The sequence below is a fragment of the Rhodococcus sp. NS-SX18 genome, from assembly GCF_057367935.1.
This window is the reverse complement of record NZ_CM170633.1, coordinates 4704831-4722807: the sequence shown is the minus strand read 5'-3', so window position 1 is coordinate 4722807 and position 17977 is coordinate 4704831. Positions and strand designations below refer to the sequence as shown.

The following is a 17977-nucleotide window of genomic DNA, read 5'->3' as shown; positions in this document are numbered from 1 at the left end:
GTCGCCTACGTGTTGCAGCCTCGCGCGGCGACGGGCCACCGGTCGACGACTGTGTCTCCGGCGACGACGGTCAGATCGTCGGCGAGATTGACCGTGGAGCACACGTGGTTGGGGATCACCCGGATGCGCGTGCCCAGGGTGGGGCGGTCGGCGTCGGCCGGCCACTGCACGGTGGCGTGGTGTTCGGACAGTGCGACGATGCGCGCGTCCGGAGCGCCGAGGATGCGGCCGTAGCCCGTCGCCCACGGGGCGCGGTCGGCGCCGAGCACCTTGCTGCCGGCGTCGAGCACGACGGTGTCGTCCCGCGCCGACACCACCGTCGCCAGCGCGGTCAGCGCGATCGCGTCCTCGTCGATCGTGCCCAGTTCGAGCTGCTGGGCGTCGCCGAAGACGTACACGCCCGGGCGCAGCTCGGTGGCGGCCGGCACGTCGAGGTGAGCGGTGGGGGTCGAGCCGCCGCTGATCACGTCGGCGTCGTGTCCGGTGGCCTCCAGCGCCGCCACGGCCCGGCTCAGCGCCGCCGCCTCGTCCGTCGCCGCGACCGCCGGCTGTCCCGGGCCGTACGAGTGCCCCGGGAAGGTGAACACGCCGCGCACCTCGAGCCCGACGGACGCCGCCGCGACGGCGACCGATCCGGTCCGCTCCGGGGCGACGCCGGTGCGGTGGTGACCGCTGTCGACCTCGACGAGCACGGTCAGACCCGGCCGGGCGTGCTCGGCGAGTGCCCGCGCGCCCTCGACGGAGTCCACGCCCACGGTCAGCCGGACCTCCGCGGCGAGCGCCCGCAGGCGGGCCCCGCGCGCGGCGTCCGTCCACAGCGGATAGGCGACGAACAGGTCACGGAAGCCGGCATCGGCGAAGACCTCGGCCTCGGAGACCGTCGCGACGGTGAGCCCGACGGCGCCGGCGGCGATCTGGCGCCGGGCGATCTCGACGCACTTGTGGGTCTTCGCGTGGGGACGCAGGGACACCCCGCGGGTGCGTGCCGCGTCGGCCATCCGCGCGATGTTGCGGTCGAGGACGTCACGATCGACGAGCAGGGCGGGGGTGGCGGGAACCGCCGGGAACGCGGGCATGGCCGCACTCTATTCGCGGTGCTGCCCGGCGGCGGTCCGCACCCCGGGTTGCCCGAAAATAGAGAGCGACCGTCCTCTTTCCGGCTATGCTTCGCATATCGATGTGAGGGAGGTCACATGAGCACGACACCGGCGCTCACCGAGTTCGACCTGGTCGTCCGCGGCGGACTGTGGTTCGACGGCACCGGCGCCCCCGGTGCCGTCCGCGACCTGGGCATCAAGGACGGGGTGGTGGCGACGGCGAGCGCGGACCCGCTGCCCGTCGGACCGGACACCGAGGTGGTCGAGGCGGCCGGCCGGTGGGTGATGCCCGGCTTCGTGGACCCGCACACGCACTACGACGCCGAGGTGCTCGTCTCGCCCGGCCTGCCGGAATCGGTGCGGCACGGCGTCACCACCGTCCTCATGGGCAACTGCTCGCTCTCGACGGTGTTCGTGCCGCCACTCGACGCCGCGGACCTGTTCAGCCGGGTCGAGGCGCTGCCCCGCGAGCACGTCCTCACGGCACTCGAACAGGGCCGGACCTGGTCCTCGCCCCGGGAGTACGTCGCCGCGCTCGACGCCCTGCCGCTCGGTCCGAACGTCGCCGCGTTCATCGGGCACTCCGACGTGCGGGCGGCCGTCCTGGGGCTGGGCCGCTCCACCGATCCCTCGAGCCGGCCGAGCCGGGCCGAACTCGCCGCGATCGACGCCGGCGTCGAGGACGCCCTCGACGCCGGATTCCTGGGGGTGTCCACCATGACGAATCCCTGGGACAAGCTCGACGGCGATCGCTACCGCTCCCGCACCCTGCCGTCGACCCACGCGTCGTGGGCCGAGTTCCGCCGCATCCACCGCATCCTGCGCCGCCGTGGCCGCGTCCTGCAGGCCGTGCCGAACCTCAACACCAAGTACGACGTGGCCTTCTTCGCCCTTGCCACCACCGGCCTGGGCCGCAAGCCGATGAAGGCGGCCGTGCTCGCCGCCGCCGACACCAAGGCCGAGCGCTGGGTGCACCGGATCTTCGGTCCGATCGCCTTCGCCGCCAACCGGATCGGGCGCGGCGCGTTCCGCTGGCAGCACCTGCCCACGACGTTCGAGGTGTACTCCGACGGGATCGACCTCGTGGTGTTCGAGGAGTTCGGTTCGGGGCGTGCCGCGTTGCACCTGAAGGAGGAGGTCGCCCGCAACGAGCTGCTGCGCGACGAGGCGTACCGCCGCTGGTTCCGGCAGGACTTCGACAAGAAGTTCTCGCCTCGCGTGTGGCACCGCGACTTCGACGACACCACCATCGTGGAGTGCCCCGACGCGTCGCTCGTCGGTCGCTCCATCGGCGACGTGGCCCGCGACCGCGGCGTGCATCCGGTGGACACCTTCCTGGACCTCGTCGTCGAGCACGGACGGAAGTTCCGCTGGCACACGGTGATCGCCAACGACCGGCCCGAGGTGGCCAACCGGCTGCTCCGGCAGCCCGGCGTGACCGTCGGCTTCTCCGACGCCGGTGCCCACCTGCGCAACATGGCGTTCTACAACTACGGCATCTGCATGCTGCGCCGTATCCACGAGTACGCCCGGCGCGGAAAGCCCGTCATGCCCCTGGAATCGGCGGTCCACAAGCTCACCGGCGAACTCGGCGACTTCTACGGCATCGACGCCGGGCACCTGCGCATCGGCGACCGGGCGGACCTCGTGGTCGTCGACCCGGCGGGGCTGAACCAGGACACCGACGCCTACCACGAGGCGCCCATGCCCGAGTTCGGGGGACTGAGCCGCATGGTCAACCGCAACGACGCCGCCGTGACCGCGACCGCGGTGGCCGGTCGCGTGGTGTTCCGCGCGGGTGAGTTCGTCCCCGGCTACGGCGCCACCGTCGGCACCGGCCGGTTCCTGCGCGCGGGCACCGACGAGCGCGGACCCGTGCCGGTGCGCCGGCCCGCGCCGCCCGCCGCTGCGCCGGCCGGCAGCGCGGCACCGTGACCGGGACCGCGGCACCGTCGCGCCGCACCCAGCAGCAGCGGCGCACGGCGACGATCGAACGGATCCTCGACGCGACCGTCGCCGCACTGGGCGAGCTGGGTTACACGGCCACCACCATCGGGGAGGTGTGCCGCCGCTCCGGTGTGTCCTCCGGCGGGGTGTTCCGGCACTTTCCGACCCGGCTCGACCTGATGGTCGCGGCCGCCGACGCCGTCCGTGAGCGGCAGTTCGCGAACTTCCGGCTGGGGCTGGCGCAACTCGGCGGGCCCGACGACAGCCCCGAGTCGGTCCGCGAGTGCCTGCGCCTGCTGCGGGCCGCGTGCCGTGCCCCGATCAATGCCGCCTGGTACGAACTGCTCGGCGCGGCACGCACCGACCCCGCGCTGCGCGAACGCCTGGCCCCCATGGCGCAGCGGTACCACGACCAGATCGCCGAGTTCGGGCGCACCCTGCCGATCGCGTCGCGGTTCGAGCCGGCGGAATTCGACATGCTGCTGTTCACACTCGTGCACCTGCTCGACGGGGAGGCCGTCGCGTCGGTGGTGCATTCGCAACCCGAGCAGGAGGAACCGCGCCTGGAACTGATGGCCCGGCTGGTGACCGGGGCCACGCCACGCAGTAGATTCAGGTAATGAGCATCGACAACGATTCGGCGCCGAAGTGGTTCGTCGAGGCCCTGTCCGCGCCGGTGGAGACGGGCAGCGTCGAGGTCGACGGCGCCTCGATCGCCTATCGCGCGTGGGGTGAGGAGGGCCGTCCCGGCCTCGTGCTGGTGCACGGTGGGATGGCGCACTCGCGCTGGTGGGATCACATCGCACCCCAGCTCGCCGGGGACCGGCGCGTCGTCGCGCTGGACATGAGCGGACACGGGGACAGCGACCACCGCGAGCACTACTCCCTCGAGTCGTGGGCGCGAGAGGTGCTCGCGGCGGCGCAGGCGGGCGGGATCGCCGGGCCCCCGGTACTGGTCGGGCACAGCATGGGCGGGATCGTGTCCTTCGTGGCCTCCCACGTGTACGGCGACCGGCTGGCCGGGGTGATGATCCTCGACTCGCCGATCCGGGACCTGACACCCGAGGAGATCGAGCTGCGCGCGCAGGTGGCCCGCGAGCGCAGCGGCACGAAGGTGTATCCGACGGCGGAGGAGGCCATGGCCCGCTTCCGGCTCGTCCCGCCGCAGGACACCGCCGAGCCGTACGTGCTCGAGCACATTGCCCGCCAGTCCATGCGGCAGGTGCCCGGCGGCTGGAGCTGGAAGTTCGACGCCCTGCGGATGACCAAGGACCAGCGCACCAGCCTCGAGAGCTTCGAAGCGAAGTGCCGCGTCGCCTACTTCCGTTCCGAGAACGGGATCGTCGGCCTCGACCTGCTGGATCGGATGCGGCCGCAGTTCGGTCCGGGTGCGCTCGTGGCCGAACTGCCCGCCGCGGGACACCATCCGATGATCGACCAGCCGCTGGCGGTGGTGACCGCCGTGCGGACGGTCCTGGCCGGATGGTCGGCGCCGTGAACCCCCTGCGTCCCGTCGCGGTACAACTCGGCCGGCAACCGTGGCTGCCGCGGTTCACCCCGCAGATCGTCACCGTCGACCACACCATCCAGCGGGTGACGTTCGGCCGGGTGACGCTGCTGACGCTCGCCGGGCTGCCGGAGCTCGTGCTCACGGTCCGCGGCCGCAAGAGCGGGGTCGAGCGGCGCACGCCCCTGCTGTGCGCCCCGCGCGACGACGGCTGGCTCGTCGCCGGATCCAACTGGGGGATGCCCGAATTGCCGGGCTGGGCGCACAACCTCGAGGCCGCCGACGAGGCCCTGGTGACCTATCGCGGGGACGACACGGTGGTCGTGCCGCGCCGCGCGCGCGGCGACGAGCGCGACATGCATTGGGAGGTACTGGTGCAGGTGTGGCCCAACTACGAGCTGTACGCCCGGCGCACCGAGCGGGAGATCCCGGTCTATCTGCTGACCCCGAAGGGCTGACGGCTCGCGGCATTCGTGCGGGAAACCGGAATCCGCCCACGCTGTGGCGCGAGCGGATTCCGGTGCGATGGGCTCAGACCGGTTCGCGGGCGCCGCGGTCGGCGTCCTCGACGCGCACCGGGCGGCGCCGGTCGCGCAACACGTGTCGTGCCGCCCAGTCGAGGCAGAATCCGAGCACGCCGATCACGACGATCACAGCCATCACCTGGTCGTAGGCGAGCTGGTCGCGGGCGTTGAGGATCTGGTAGCCCAGGCCGGAGCGGACGCCGAGCATCTCGGCGGGAACCAGGACCACCCAGGCGATGCCGAGCCCGACCCGCAGCCCGGTCTGCACCTGGCCGCGGATTGCGGGCAGCACCACGGCGGTGAGCTGCTCGAACCGGGTCGCCCCGAACGACCGGGCCACGAGCAGGTGACCGGGGTCGACGGCGTGCACGCCGGCGGCGGTGTTGATGACGATGGGCCACACGGCCGCCGCGGCGATGAGGAAGAAGACCGGCTGATGGCCGATCCCGAACAGCGCCACGGCGATCGGCGCCCACGACAGCGGCGAGATCATCCGCAGGAACTGCATCACCGGCAGGGTCGCCCGCTCCACGGTCGGGTTCAGTCCGATCAGCAGGCCGAGCGGGATACCGACGGTCGCCGCGACGAGCAGGCCGACGAGCAGCCGCCACATGCTGGCGGCGACGTCGGGCAGCAGCACACCGCGTTCGACGAGCCCGACCAGGGCGGGCAGCACGTGCTGCGGCGCGAACTCCCGCAGCAGCGAGTCCGTCCCGGCGACGACGCTGGTGAGCAGCCACCACACGGCCACGGCGACGAGCACCGCGACGAGTTGCGGCACGAGCGACGGTCGCCGGGACGGCGGGGTGGGGGCGGGGGTAGTCAAGACGGGTCGACCTCCTCGGTGCGCGTCAGGTCTGCGGGCAGGCCGAAGGCGGTGGGGCCGCCGAGACGGCCGAGCGACGCCCGGACGAACCGGTCGTCGACGAGGTCGTCGTGCACGGTCGCCGGGTCGAGTCGGTCCAGGAACCGGGTGTCGCCGTCGACGAGCGTCCCGTGCATGGCCTCGATCAGCGCCGCGGTGAAGCTGGGAAAGGGGAACGGCTGGTAACCCACCCGCTTGGGCTGCCAGTGCGGATGCACGCCGGGGGCGCGGCCGGGATAGGTGAGGGCCGTGGTGATCGCCGGCAGCGGCTGCGGCAGGTAGCCGCCCGCGAGCAGCTTCGCGGCGGCCGGGCGATCCGTGCCGATCCGCTGCTGCGCGGCGACGAGCGAGTCGGCGACCGACTGCGCGACGGCGGGTCGCCGCTCGAGTAAATCCTCGTGCACGAGCAGCGCGCAGCACGCGTGGTCGCGCCAGACGTCGCCGAGGAAGCGGTGGATGCGGCCGACGCCGCGCAGTTCGGCGGCGGCGTTGAACGGGTCGGCGACGGTGAAGCCGCCGATCGAGCCGTTGGCGAGCGCGGGGATCATGTCCGACGGGCTCATCACGATCAGCTCCACGGTGCCGTCGGCGCGGGACGCCGACCGCCGGATCACCGGGCGCAGCCCGCGTGCGCGCAGCATCTTCTGCAGGACGATGTTGTGGATGGACCACCAGAACGGGATCGCCACCTGCCGGCCCGCGAGCTGCCCGAGGTCGGTGACGTCCGGCGCGACCGTCAGCGCCGAACCGTTGGTGTGGTTCCAGCCGAGGATGCGCACGGCGCTGCCGAGCGCATACCGCAGTTGCACGACCATCGGCATCAACAGGTGCACGACGTCGACCTGCCGGGTGAGGAACGCCTCGGCCAGCGACGCCCAGCTGCGGAACAGCACCGGTTTCGCGCCGTCCACGACGCCCTGCGGGTACAGACCGGTGCCGTGCGCGACGAGCAGCGGGGCGGCGTCGGTGATGGGCAGGTAGCCGATCCGCAGCTGCCCCGTGGTGTTGGCGCGGTCGGTGGCCGCAACCCGGCCGAGGTCCACCAGACCGGCCAGGCCGCCGGCCGCGGCCAGCCCGACGGTGCCGCGCAGCAGCGTGCGGCGCGTGATGGCGGCGCTCACGATGCTGTCAGCGACGTGTCGCGGTAGCGGGCGAGGATCTCGGTGCGCAGACGGTCCGGCTGCCCGTCGATGCGGTCGTCCAGGCGCCACTGCTGCCGGACGGTGCCGTGGCCGAGCAGCGCGATGCGGTCGGCGAGCAGCAGCGCCTCGTCGATGTCGTGGGTGACGAGCACCGTGGTGAAGCCGAGCTCGCGGGCGAGGTCGCGCAGCCACACCTGCAGGTCGGCGCGAATGGCCGGGTCGAGCGCGCTGAACGGCTCGTCGAGCAGCAGCAGCCGGGGGCGGACGGCGACGGCGCGGATCACCGCGACCCGCTGGGCCTGCCCACCGGAGAGCTGATCGGGGTAGTACCCGGCCAGTTCCGCGAGCCCGAACGTGCGCAGCAGCTCGTCGGCGTAGGCGGCGTCGAACCGGTCGCGGTGGGCGGCGAACCGGCCACCGAAGGCGATGTTCTCGCGGACGGTGAGCCACGGCATCAGAAACGGTTGCTGGAACACCACTCCCGTGCGCGGGCGGGTGTCGTCGTCGGCGGTCGGCCAGGTGACGGTGCCGCCGTCGAGGTGCTCGAGGCCGGCGACGATGCGCAGCAGCGTGGACTTGCCGCTGCCGCTGGTGCCGAGCACGACGAGGAACTCGCCGTCGGCGATGTCGAGATCGACCCCGTCCAGGACGGGCGCGCGTCGTCCGTGGAAGCTCTTGTGGCCATCCGTTATTCGTACTGCGAGAGTTCCCACCGCAGTTGTCCTTCCGAGGGCGACTGAATGGGCAGGAAGGCGGCCTCGCGGAAGCGGCGGTTCGTCGCGCTCGACGAGGCGTAGCCGGCGCCACCGCGTAGCGTCGACTCGAGACGGGTCGCCGCGACCGCGACGACCGAGCCGTCGAGCCGTAACCGGATCAGGTCGGCCGATCCCGCGGTCACGGGATCCGCGGCGAAGCGGTGCAGACGCTCGCGCAGGGACTCGTACCGCGCCGCTAGAGCCTCGTGCTCGCCTGCGAACTGGGCGCCGAGACCCGTGAGTCGGGCCGCGGATTCGGTCAGGGCGGCGCGGGTGATGCCGCTGCAGAACGCGGTCTGCAACAGCAGGAACGTCGGGCGGATGCCCCCGCAGAAACCACCGAGGTCGTCGGTGACGACGTGGTCGGCGGGCACGTGCACCCGCTCGAACGTCAGCGAGGTCGACGAGGTGGCGCCGAGTGCCAGCAGGTCCGGCGCCGGAGCGATCCGCACGCCGGGCGCGTTCGCCCGCACCGCGGCGACGTAGCGGGTGCCGTCGGTCCCGCGTGCCGGGAACACGATGAGCGAGTCGGGAAACACGTTGGAGGCCCAGTGGATCGGCCCGGAGACCGTGAGGCCGTCGGCGGTGCGTTCGGCCGTGAGCGGAAGCTCGCCGAGGCCGGCGAGATGCTTGAGCGCGGCCGCCATCGCGGTGACGCCGACGATCCGCCCGGCGGCGAGGTCGTCGCGGTAACGGTCCCGCAGCGGGGCGGGAGCCCGGTCGATGTATTCGAGGCTCATCCGCTGTGCCCACAGCGAGAAGCCGACCGTCAGGCTCTCGGCGGCGACGTCCTCGATGACCGCGACCATCTCGCCGATCCCGTGCTTACCGAGACCTGCAGCGAGCAGGCAACTCTCGCCGATCTGGGCGAGGTCGGTACGGACGTCGGTCTCGCCCCGGTCGAGCGAGTCTGCCCGGCCGCGAACGAATTCGGCTACGGCTCGGCGTCGTTCGTCAGTGGATCGGGAAACAGCCGCGGTCATCGTGGGTGTCAGCTCTCGAGGGTGTGGATGCGGTCGACGGGGGTGCTCACGGCCTCACGGGCGCGGAAGACCGCAGCCTCGTCGGGCGCGTTGTAGAAGCACAGGCACTTGTCCATGTCCTCGCGCACGTAGGTGCGCAGGAAGCTCACCTCGGGGACGTTCGCGTACTTCGGCGAGTTGGCCTTCTTGCGGGCCAGGTAGGTCTCCATGTCGATGGTGTCGGGGATGTCCCACTCGACGAGGTAGCCGGCCTCGGGGCGGGCCGCCTTGATCTGGTCGAGTTCGGCGCCGACGAGCCGGACCTGGTGCGGGCCGTCGAGTTCGGCGGCAGACAGCGACCCGGCGTCGAGCTCGGGGGCGCTGCAGCCGTCGAACTCGGCGATCGCGAAGACGCGCTGCGCACCGTTCGTGACCTGGGCCTCGATCAGCTCGCCGCCGGCAACGGCGATCCGGGTGTCGAATTCCTTCAGAGCCTGATCGGCGTTGCCGGCGGTGGGCACGAGTTCGTACAGGTACAGGGACATGGGTCACCTTCCGGGGACGGGATGTGAAAGACGGGACGCGCCGAACCGCGAGAGGGTGGCGCGCGGGCGCTGGGAGCCGATGGCCCTGGTCAGCGACAGCAGTGACGACACACCGCAGCGGCCACGCGCACGAAGTCCACGTGCAGGCGGCGGGTGAGGTTGCTGCGGGTCACGCCGCCCACAGTACAGGCGAACAGAACGATCTGTCTATGCGGGGCCTCGGTTATCCTGGATTCGTGCCCGCTCCCGCCGATACCCGCGTCGACGCCGCGCCCAGAGTCCGCTCGATCAAGGCCCCGCCCGCTGAGCGGCTGCTCACCACCGCGTCGGACCTGTTCTCCCGCTACGGGATCCGCGCCGTGGGCATCGATCGCATCCTTGCCGAGTCGGGTGTCGCCCGCGCCAGCATGTACTCGGCCTACGGGTCCAAGGACGCGCTCGTACTCGCTTATCTCGAGCACCTCGACCGACGGGACCGAGCGCGCTGGGCCGACGCCGTCGCCGGGGACCCCGACCCGGTGGCCCGGATCCTGGCGTTCTTCGACCTCGCACTCGCCTCGGCGCCGGTGCGCAACTTCCGGGGGTGTCAATACGCCAATGCGGCAACCGAATTCCCGGACGAGGACCTCGCGCCCGTGCGCGCGCACCGGCTTTGGCTGCGCGACACCCTCACCGGGCTGCTTGCCGAGGCCGGGGTGCGCGATCCGGCGGCCACGGCGCGGCGCATCCAGCTGATCTACGACGGCGCGCTGTCCGGTTCCAAGATGGAGCATTCCGACGCACCGTTGCGCCTCGGCCGGGCGCTTGCTGCCGAGGCGGTCGCCGCCGGCTGAGCCGCACGAAGGGCGACCGCTCGGCGCGCGGTCGCCCGCATCTGCGATGGTGTCCGCGTTCGCCTACCCCCGGCGCGCGTACGGATCGGGGCGCATCGTGGAGTGCATCCGCTCGTAGGCGGCTTTCTCTGCCTCGCGCCGCTCGGCCCGGCGCGGGTTCTCGAGCTCGCCCGGCAACCCGTGGCGCTCGAGCCGGCGACGACGGTTCTGTGCCATGTAGGCGGCGGAGAAGAACAGGGCGAGGGCGACGCCGAGCCCCATCGTCGACAGGCGGAGCCAGACCGGGCCGGGCAGCAGCAGGAATGCGGCGTACAGCGGCAGGAACGGGACCTGGCTGCGGATCATGTGCCGGGCGACGGCGTGGTCGCCGACCAGGTCGTTGCGCACCCATTCGCGCATCGAGGCCGGGAGGGGGCGGCCGAAGGCGTAGGCGAGCCATTGGAACGGTCCGGGGCGGGTGCTCATTCTCTGGGGCCTTTCGTGCAGGGTCGACGCACCCGTAGTCTAGCCATTTAAATAGTGCATTAACTAATCGCAGGCTAAATATATTCGGGTCACGGCCCCGTGTCTCGGCCTGTGTACGAATCCGAGAACGTGTTCTATATTTCGTGCATGTACGAGTGGTCCGACACCGATCTCATGTTCCGTGACGCGCTGCGCGGATTCATCGACAAGGAGATCCGCCCGCATGTGGATCGGCTCGAGAGCGGGGATCTGCCGCCCTACGACATCATCCGCAAACTGTTCGCCGCCTTCGGTATCGACGAGCTGGCCCGTGACGGCCTGAACAAGGCCCTCGCCCGCGAGGAGGCCGGCGAGGCGCCGTCGGCCAAGTCGGGCGGCGGCATGGGCTCGGGCGGCATGGCGGCCCTGCTCAACAGCGAGATCGCCGGCGTCAGCCTCGGGCTGGTCGCCTCGATGGGGGTCAGCCTCGGCCTCACCGCCGGGACAATCCGCAGCCGCGGCACCCTCGCCCAGAAGAAGCGGTGGTTGCCCGAACTCGTGACGTTCGAGAAGGTCGGCGCCTGGGCGATCACCGAACCCGACTCCGGGTCGGATGCCTTCGGCGGGATGAAGTCCACCGTCCGGCGCGACGGTGAGGACTACATCCTCAACGGACAGAAGACGTTCATCACCAACGGTCCCTACGCCGACGTCCTCATCGTGTACGCCAAGCTCGACGAGGGTGACCCGAGCGTCGACCGGCGTGACCGCAAGGTGCTGGCCTTCGTGCTCGAGAAGGGCATGGAGGGACTCACCCAGAGTCCGCCGTTCAAGAAGATGGGCATGAACTCCTCGCCCACCGGCGAGCTGTTCTTCGACAACGTGCGCATTACGCGCGACCGGCTGCTCGGCGAGACCGAGGAGGGCGGCCGCAGCGACGGCAAGGAGAGCGCGCGCGAGTCGTTCGCCGCCGAACGGATCGGTATCGCCTACCTGGCCCTCGGCATCATCGAAGAGTGCCTGCGCCTGTGCAAGGACTACGCCCGCAGCCGCACCCTGTGGGGCCGCGAGATCGCGCAGTTCCAGCTGATCCAGCTCAAACTCGCCGAGATGGAGATCGCCCGCATCAACGTCCGCAACATGGTGTTCAGCGCCATCGAGCGTGCCGAGGCCGGCAAACCCGTCGCTCTCGCCGAGGCGTCGGCGATGAAGTTGTACTCCTCCCGGGCGGCCACCGAGGTCGCGATGGAGGCGGTGCAGCTCTTCGGCGGTAACGGCTACATGGCCGAGTACCGGGTCGAGCAGCTCGCGCGGGACGCGAAGTCGCTGATGATCTACGCGGGCAGCAACGAGATCCAGGTGACGCACATCGCCAAGGGGCTGCTCTCCGGGTGACGGGGAGTCCGGGTCGTCCCCCGCGGTCCGGAAGTCCCGGTACCCGGGACAAGTATCTGCACTCGGGATGCAGGTTCCATTATCGTGTCGCCATGCCCGAGCTCATTCCGGACTCGACCGAGGTCGATCCCGAACCGGCCGCCGCGACGACACTCCTTTCGGACCCCGACGGAGACCGTCCGGACCTGGACTCCGTCGTCGCGGCCGCCGGGCCTGGTGGCACCCTCGAGGAATGGCTCGTCCCCGGCGCGCCCGGCGACCCCGAGGTGCCCGTGCGGATCCACACACCGGATACGGGTCCGATCGGCAACCCCGCGGCACGGCCCGTCGTGCTCGAGATCCCGGGCGGCGGATCAGCCCTCGGCGGTGCCACGCACCGCGAGGCCTTCGCCTTCGCCGTCGCCCGTGCGACCGGCGCGATCGTCGTCTCCGTCGGCTACCGGCTCGCGGCCGAGGATCCCACCGCTGCGGCAGACGACTGCTACGCGGTCCTCGAATGGGTCGCCTCCGGTACGGCCTGCCCGGACATGGACCCGGACCGCATCGTCGTTCTCGGCGATGCCGCAGGTGGCGCGCTCGCCGCGACCGTCGCCTTGCGGGCACGGGAGGAGGGCGGCCCGTGCATCGCGCTGCAGGCACTGCTCGACCCCGACCTCGCCCCCGGCCCCGACGCCGACGCCGCCGGAAGCTGGCCACACCCCTTCGGCGGCCGGGAAGCCACCGGGCAATCCGTGCCCGCCCGCCGGATCGATTTGACCGGGATGCCCTCGACCTACCTCACCGTCGGCGAACGCGCTCCCTTCCGGGGCGAGGCGACCGACTACGCCCGACGGCTCCGGCAAGCCGGCGTTCCTGTCGAATTGCACTGCCGCCCCGGCATATCCGACGAGTCCGTCCTCGTCCGGGACGCCGGCGCCACCCGCGCGCTGTGCGACGCGATCGTCCGGGCGACCGCCCGCACTCCCGTGCTCGATCACGACTGAACCGTCTCCCGCGCGGCGCCGCGCTCCCAGGTGACACAGGCCCTGGCACAATTGGGTTCGCCGCACCGGTTGGGAGGAACCGGTCGGCGACACGGGAGGAGAGACACGTGACCGTCACCGACGGACGCGTCGCGCGGGCCGAACGGACCCGCCACGCAGTGATAGAGGCACACATCGCCCTGATCGAGGCCGGGGAGCTGAAACCGACCGGGGCGCAGATCGCCGCCCGGGCCGGGGTCTCGCTCCGGGCGCTGTGGGCGAACTTCAACGATCTGGAAACGCTGTTCGAGGAGACCGGGGCAGAGCTGCTGCGGCGGCAGGACTCCGCCTTCGTCCCGGTCCCTGTCGGACTGCCCCTCGGGGAGCGGATCGACGCGTTCTGCCGGCAGCGCGCGGAGCTGCTCGAGCTGGTGGCGCCGTTCGCGCGCTCGTCGGCGATCAGGGCGTCGCAGTCCGAACGGATCCGGCGGAACAGGTTGCGGCACATCGCCCGGGTGGTCGAAGAGGTCGACGAGCTGTTCGCGGCGGAGCTGGCCGCCCTCGACCCGTCGCATCGCGCCCGGCTGGTGCGGTCCGTGGCGGTGGCGAGCACCTGGGGGTCCTGGGTGGCGCTGCGCGACGTGCTGGGCCTGCCCGTCGCCGAAGCCACCGAGCTGATGAAGCACACCGTCACCGCGCTGCTGTCTGAGGCCGGCCGGCCGGCACTGTCTGAGGCCGGCCGGCCGGAGCTGTCGGAGGCACGCCAACCGGCGTCGTGCTGAGACCGGTCAGGGGGTCAACCGGTAGAACCGCCAGAACCCGAAGTCCTCGATCGGCAGCACCGACACATCCGAGAAGCCCGCGTCGAGCGCATACCGGCGCAGGGTGTCCGCGCGCATCACCGTGCCGGTTCCCGCGCTCGGCGGATGGCTCATGCCGTCCGGCAGGCAGCACACGATGCTGAACCCGTACATCAGCCGCTCTACCTCGTCGCCGGGCGCGGTGAACCGGTCGGCGACGGCCTCGTCCATCACGATCATGACGCCGTCGTCCGCGAGCGCACCCCGCACCGAGGAGAGCACCTCGACGGGACGCGGCATGTCGTGGACGCACTCGAAGGCGAACGCGGCGGTGAAACGTTCGTCGGGCAGGCCGGCCGCGTCGGCCTCGACGACGGTGATCCGGTCGGCGACGTCGGGGCACGCGGCGACGTTCGTCCGGGCCAGGGCGATGGTCGCCGGATCGATGTCGACGGCGAACAACCGGGCCTGCGGGTACGCGCGGGCCAGGGCGATCGTGGACCATGCTCCGCCACAGCCGATGTCGGCGATCGCGGCCCCCGGCCGGCGCAGCAGGGCGTCCAGGTCCGGTACGGACGCCAGAGCACCCGGCAGCACCTTCTCGTACCACGGCCGGTTCATGTCCGCCTGGCTCTCGCGCGCATCGGTGCCGAGCTGCGCCCAGCTCACGCCGCCGCCGGTGCGGTACGCGTCGAGCAGGGCCGGGAGCTGCACGGACACTCCGGCGAACAGGCGGGCCAGCGGCCCGAGATAGTTGAGACTCTGCTCGTCGGTGAGGACCTCGGCCACCGCCGGGGGAAGCGTGAAGCGCGGCGGAACGTCGTCGTCGACCTCGAGCAGACCGGTCACCGCCTGCTGTTCGAGCCATTCGCGGGCGTAACGCGGGTCGGTTCCGGTGCGCGTCGCGAGCTCGTCGGCCGTGGCGGGACCGTCGTTGACGAGACTGCGGTACCAGCCGAGCCGGTCGCCGATGTAGATCGCAATCACATCGACGGCGCCGAGCGCCGAGTCGAGGACGCGCTGAGCGGCGGTGTCGACGGGGGAGACGGTGTGCGTCACGGGGGGACCTTCCGGAGGGGACAGGGGTGATTCCGAGAGTCCTCCGGTTCGGGGCGGCGGACAACACCCCCTTGGGGGCCGAATGTGACATCCCTTCGATCACATCGAACCGATGTGACATTCGGCCGCACCCACGCAGCGGGGCGCGGGAACCGGATGCGTCCACCGGACGTTCGCAGTCGTGCAACCGGAAGGAGTTCACAGTGCAGATCACTGCCAGTGCCTTGTCCCTCAACGTTCCCGACGTGGCCGCGTCGGCCGACTTCGCAACCCGCCATCTCGGGTTCACCGAAGCGATGGCCGCGGACGGGTTCGTCTCCCTCACCCGCGAGGACGCCGGCTTCAACCTCGTCTTCCTGCGCACCGGCCTCGGCAGTTTCAAGCCGGCGAGCGTCGCCGGCGACGCGGGGCAGGGGATGCTCGTCGCCTTCGTCGTCGACGCGATCGACGACGAGTACGAACGTCTGCGGGCCGAAGGGGTACCGATCGTCACCCCGATCGAGACCGAGCCGTGGGGCGAGCGGTACTTCCAGATGCGCGACCCGAACGGCATCGTCTACCAGCTCGTGCAGTGGGTGGGCGAGCCGTCCTCGGTGAGCTAGCCGGACGATTCGCCGGCGTGCGCCGCGAGGAACGGTTCGATCACGGACAGTACCTCCGGCGCCGCCGCGATCGTCGTCGCGTGGTCGTACCCCCGGATGACGGCGAGCAGGGCGCCGGGGATCGTCCGCGACAACTCCCGGGTGTCGTCGATCCGTTCGCCGTCCTCCGAACCGACGAACGCCAGCGTCGGCACGTCCAGCGCGGCGAGGGCAGCGTCGTCGATCCCGGGTTCGCGATCCGACCGCCGCATGTACGCGGCGAGGGCGGCGGCGTCGTTCGCCCGGAACGCGGCCTGTGTCGCCGCGTCGACGGGTGAACCGAGGTGTTCCGCCCACGCCTCGAGGAACCCGTCGACCCCGTAGTGGCCGAGCACGTCGGCGCACCCCGGGAAGAACAGCCGATCGAACGTCCCGGTCTGCGCACGTGCGCTGCCCCCACCCACGGTGAGCGTCCGTAGCCGGCCGGTGTCACGTACCGCCAGCGACAGGCCGACCCGGGCTCCGAGCGAGTATCCGAGATAGTGCACGCGGTCGGTGCCGGCGGCGTCCAGCACCGCCAGCACGTCGTCGACGATCAGGTCCATCCCGTAGGCGTCCGGGACGTCGGGCTTGTCGCTGCGGCCGTGGCCGCGCAGGTCGGGCAGGATGAGCCGGTACCGCTCCCGCAGGGGACGCACGTACCCGAATCCCCGCCAGATGGCGGACGACAGGGCGCTGCCGTGCGCGAGCAGCAGCGACGGGCTGCCGGCGCCGGCGTCGGAGTCGATCACCGAGAAGGCGATGCGGGTTCCGTCGACAGGGTTGATCGCATGGCTCACCGCTCCAGTCTGACCGACCGGGTCACGCCGATGTCGGACAGGAACCGCTCGTCGTGGCTGACCACGACGAGGGCACCCCGGTACGCGCGCAGCGCCTGCACCAGGTGCGTGAGGCCGGGCAGGTCCAGATTGTTGGTCGGCTCGTCGAGGAGCAGCAGCCGCGGCGCCGGATCCGCCGCGAGCAGCGTCGCCAGCGCCGCCCTCAGACGCTCGCCGCCCGAGAGGACGGCCGCCGGCACGTCCGCGTCGGCGCCGCGGAACAGGAACCGGGCGAGCAGTGCCCGGACCTGCTGCGACGACATGTGCGGGGCACGCAGCGCGACGTTGTCCGCCACCGACAGCGACTCGTCGAAGATGTCCAGCCGCTGCGGCAGCACCGCGAACGGCACCCGGGGGCCGGCTGCGACGACGGCGCGCAGCAGCGTCGTCTTGCCCGAACCGTTGGCGCCGCGCAGCGCGATCCGCTCGGGACCGACGATCTCGAGGGGTCCCTCGGCGACGCGCGCCCCGGGGTGCACCTCCGTCTCCGGGAGGTCCACCCGGATCTCCCGGTCGTCGCGCACGCTGTCCTGGGCCCGCTCGAGGGTCTCGCGCGCGCCGGCGAGCTTGCCCTCGTGTTCGCGCCGCAGCCGGCCCGCCGACTCCTGGGCCTGCCGTTTGCGGGCCCCCATCACGATCTTCGGCTCCCGCTTGTTCTCGAACATCTTGCGGCCGTAGCGCTCTCGCCGGGCGAGCTTGATGTGCGAGTCGCTCAGTTCGCGTGCCTGCCGGCGCACGTCCGCCCGGGCGTCGCGCACCGCGGCCAGCGCGGCTTCCTGTTCGGCCGTGACGATGCGTTCGTACTCGCTGTAGTTGCCGCCGAACAGCCGCAGCCGCCCGTCGCGCACCTCGGCGACGGTGTCGACCCGCTCGAGCAGGTCACGGTCGTGGGTCGCGACGACGAGGGTCCCGGGGAACTCCCGCAGCACGTCGTACAGCCGCGCGCGGGCCGCCGGATCCAGGTTGTTCGTCGGCTCGTCGAGCAGCAGGACGTCCGGCTCGTCGAGCAGCCGGGCCGTGAGTGCCAGCAGGACGGTCTCGCCGCCGGAGAGGGTGCCGACGGTGCGATCGAAGTCGCTGGGGGATCCGACGATTCGGTCGAGGCCGAGGTGGTGCAGGGTGGCCAGGGCGCGCTCCTCGACGTCCCAGCGTTCGCCGACGGTGTCGAAGTCGTGGGCGGCGGTCGAGCCGGACTCGATGCGCCGCAGCGCCGCACGCACGCCGTCGATGCCGAGGACGGCGTCGACGGTGCGGTGCGGGTCGAGCACGATGTCCTGCGGCAGCAGCGAGACCCGGCCACGCATCGTGACGGAGCCGCGGGTCGGCGACAGTTCGCCCGACATGATGTGCAGCAGAGTCGATTTGCCGGACCCGTTGCGTCCGACGAGTCCGGTGCGCCCGGCCGGGAGGGTCGTGTCGAGACCGTCGAACACGACGGTGCCGTCCGGCCAGGTGAAGGTGAGGTCCGACAGCGTCGGGGAAGGGTGTGACATGGCTGCTCCCGGCAGTAGGTGACGACATACCGCGCGCAGGGTGCGGCGCGGCGGGCGAAACCTCTACAGGAGCAACGGCCTTCTCCGATCGACGGGAACGTGACGAGAATCCACGGTAGAGCGGTGATCGCGGAGCGGCAACCGGTTTTCCGTCACCGCGGCCTGCGTCACAACGTGCCGCCTGTACG

At 71.5% G+C, this 17977-nt stretch carries 19 protein-coding genes; 9 read left to right on the top strand and 10 right to left on the bottom strand.

Features of this window, described 5'->3' with window-relative positions; translation table 11 throughout:
- Positions 1–5: 5 nt before the first annotated feature.
- Positions 6–1076 (bottom strand): alanine racemase, encoded by a 1071-nt coding sequence (locus AC2IPW_RS21570; protein ID WP_450121852.1) that lies wholly within the window; start codon positions 1074–1076, stop codon positions 6–8.
- Positions 1077–1193: 117 nt separating this feature from the next.
- Here AC2IPW_RS21570 and AC2IPW_RS21565 point away from each other — a divergent pair, with 117 nt between their 5' ends.
- The 4 genes from AC2IPW_RS21565 to AC2IPW_RS21550 are packed head-to-tail and all read left to right on the top strand — an operon-like array spanning position 1194 to position 5009.
- Positions 1194–3032, top strand: coding sequence for an N-acyl-D-amino-acid deacylase family protein (locus AC2IPW_RS21565; protein ID WP_486375636.1), 1839 nt, complete (start codon positions 1194–1196; stop codon positions 3030–3032).
- Entirely contained in the window at positions 3029–3664 is a 636-nt protein-coding gene (locus AC2IPW_RS21560) for a TetR/AcrR family transcriptional regulator (RefSeq protein ID WP_289378642.1), read from the top strand. Before AC2IPW_RS21565 ends, AC2IPW_RS21560 begins: the two co-directional genes overlap by 4 nt.
- Positions 3664–4542, top strand: coding sequence for an alpha/beta fold hydrolase (locus AC2IPW_RS21555; RefSeq protein WP_289378644.1), 879 nt, complete (start codon positions 3664–3666; stop codon positions 4540–4542). Before AC2IPW_RS21560 ends, AC2IPW_RS21555 begins: the two co-directional genes overlap by 1 nt.
- Complete coding sequence (locus AC2IPW_RS21550) at positions 4527–5009, top strand: nitroreductase family deazaflavin-dependent oxidoreductase (protein ID WP_371382140.1); 483 nt, start codon at positions 4527–4529, stop codon at positions 5007–5009. Before AC2IPW_RS21555 ends, AC2IPW_RS21550 begins: the two co-directional genes overlap by 16 nt.
- A gap of 73 nt (positions 5010–5082) precedes the next feature.
- On the opposite strand, the gene AC2IPW_RS21545 is transcribed toward AC2IPW_RS21550, so the two are convergent.
- From AC2IPW_RS21545 to AC2IPW_RS21525, 5 genes are read right to left on the bottom strand one after another with little or no spacing between them, the layout of a single operon-like run.
- Positions 5083–5901, bottom strand: coding sequence for an ABC transporter permease (locus AC2IPW_RS21545; RefSeq protein WP_054373574.1), 819 nt, complete (start codon positions 5899–5901; stop codon positions 5083–5085).
- Positions 5898–7061, bottom strand: coding sequence for an ABC transporter substrate-binding protein (locus tag AC2IPW_RS21540; protein ID WP_486375635.1), 1164 nt, complete (start codon positions 7059–7061; stop codon positions 5898–5900). The genes AC2IPW_RS21545 and AC2IPW_RS21540 overlap by 4 nt, the downstream gene beginning before the upstream one ends.
- Positions 7058–7795, bottom strand: a complete 738-nt coding sequence (locus AC2IPW_RS21535; RefSeq protein ID WP_416061934.1) for an ABC transporter ATP-binding protein — start codon at positions 7793–7795, stop codon at positions 7058–7060. Before AC2IPW_RS21535 ends, AC2IPW_RS21540 begins: the two co-directional genes overlap by 4 nt.
- A complete protein-coding gene (locus AC2IPW_RS21530) occupies positions 7771–8820 on the bottom strand; it encodes an acyl-CoA dehydrogenase family protein (RefSeq protein WP_486375634.1) in 1050 nt (349 codons plus the stop codon). Before AC2IPW_RS21530 ends, AC2IPW_RS21535 begins: the two co-directional genes overlap by 25 nt.
- An 8-nt stretch (positions 8821–8828) precedes the next feature.
- Positions 8829–9344, bottom strand: a complete 516-nt coding sequence (locus tag AC2IPW_RS21525) for a DUF4242 domain-containing protein (protein ID WP_486375633.1) — start codon at positions 9342–9344, stop codon at positions 8829–8831.
- 236 nt (positions 9345–9580) lie between these two features.
- Here AC2IPW_RS21525 and AC2IPW_RS21520 point away from each other — a divergent pair, with 236 nt between their 5' ends.
- Positions 9581–10177, top strand: a complete 597-nt coding sequence (locus AC2IPW_RS21520; protein WP_414706281.1) for a TetR/AcrR family transcriptional regulator — start codon at positions 9581–9583, stop codon at positions 10175–10177.
- Between the two features lie 63 nt (positions 10178–10240).
- Here the strand turns inward: AC2IPW_RS21520 and AC2IPW_RS21515 are convergent, their stop codons facing one another.
- Positions 10241–10642, bottom strand: coding sequence for a DUF5313 family protein (locus AC2IPW_RS21515; RefSeq protein WP_416061931.1), 402 nt, complete (start codon positions 10640–10642; stop codon positions 10241–10243).
- 147 nt (positions 10643–10789) lie between these two features.
- On the opposite strand from AC2IPW_RS21515, the gene AC2IPW_RS21510 reads away from it, so the two are divergent.
- From AC2IPW_RS21510 to AC2IPW_RS21500, 3 genes are all read left to right on the top strand, one after another.
- Positions 10790–12016, top strand: coding sequence for an acyl-CoA dehydrogenase family protein (locus AC2IPW_RS21510; protein WP_486375632.1), 1227 nt, complete (start codon positions 10790–10792; stop codon positions 12014–12016).
- Between the two features lie 92 nt (positions 12017–12108).
- Complete coding sequence (locus tag AC2IPW_RS21505; RefSeq protein WP_486375631.1) at positions 12109–12999, top strand: alpha/beta hydrolase fold domain-containing protein; 891 nt, start codon at positions 12109–12111, stop codon at positions 12997–12999.
- A gap of 107 nt (positions 13000–13106) precedes the next feature.
- Positions 13107–13760, top strand: coding sequence for a TetR/AcrR family transcriptional regulator (locus AC2IPW_RS21500; RefSeq protein WP_416061928.1), 654 nt, complete (start codon positions 13107–13109; stop codon positions 13758–13760).
- A 6-nt stretch (positions 13761–13766) separates the two neighbouring features.
- Here AC2IPW_RS21500 and AC2IPW_RS21495 read toward each other — a convergent pair whose 3' ends face one another.
- Positions 13767–14837, bottom strand: coding sequence for a class I SAM-dependent methyltransferase (locus tag AC2IPW_RS21495; RefSeq protein ID WP_486375630.1), 1071 nt, complete (start codon positions 14835–14837; stop codon positions 13767–13769).
- Between the two features lie 203 nt (positions 14838–15040).
- Between AC2IPW_RS21495 and AC2IPW_RS21490 the strand changes: the two genes are divergently transcribed.
- Complete coding sequence (locus AC2IPW_RS21490; RefSeq protein ID WP_054373583.1) at positions 15041–15439, top strand: VOC family protein; 399 nt, start codon at positions 15041–15043, stop codon at positions 15437–15439.
- On the opposite strand, the gene AC2IPW_RS21485 is transcribed toward AC2IPW_RS21490, so the two are convergent.
- Both AC2IPW_RS21485 and AC2IPW_RS21480 read right to left on the bottom strand, forming a co-directional pair.
- Complete coding sequence (locus AC2IPW_RS21485) at positions 15436–16257, bottom strand: alpha/beta fold hydrolase (RefSeq protein WP_450121680.1); 822 nt, start codon at positions 16255–16257, stop codon at positions 15436–15438. The genes AC2IPW_RS21490 and AC2IPW_RS21485 overlap by 4 nt on opposite strands.
- Positions 16254–17789: an ABC-F family ATP-binding cassette domain-containing protein gene (locus AC2IPW_RS21480; RefSeq protein WP_486375629.1), complete on the bottom strand. Its 1536-nt coding sequence runs from the start codon at positions 17787–17789 to the stop codon at positions 16254–16256. Before AC2IPW_RS21480 ends, AC2IPW_RS21485 begins: the two co-directional genes overlap by 4 nt.
- Positions 17790–17977 lie beyond the last annotated feature (188 nt).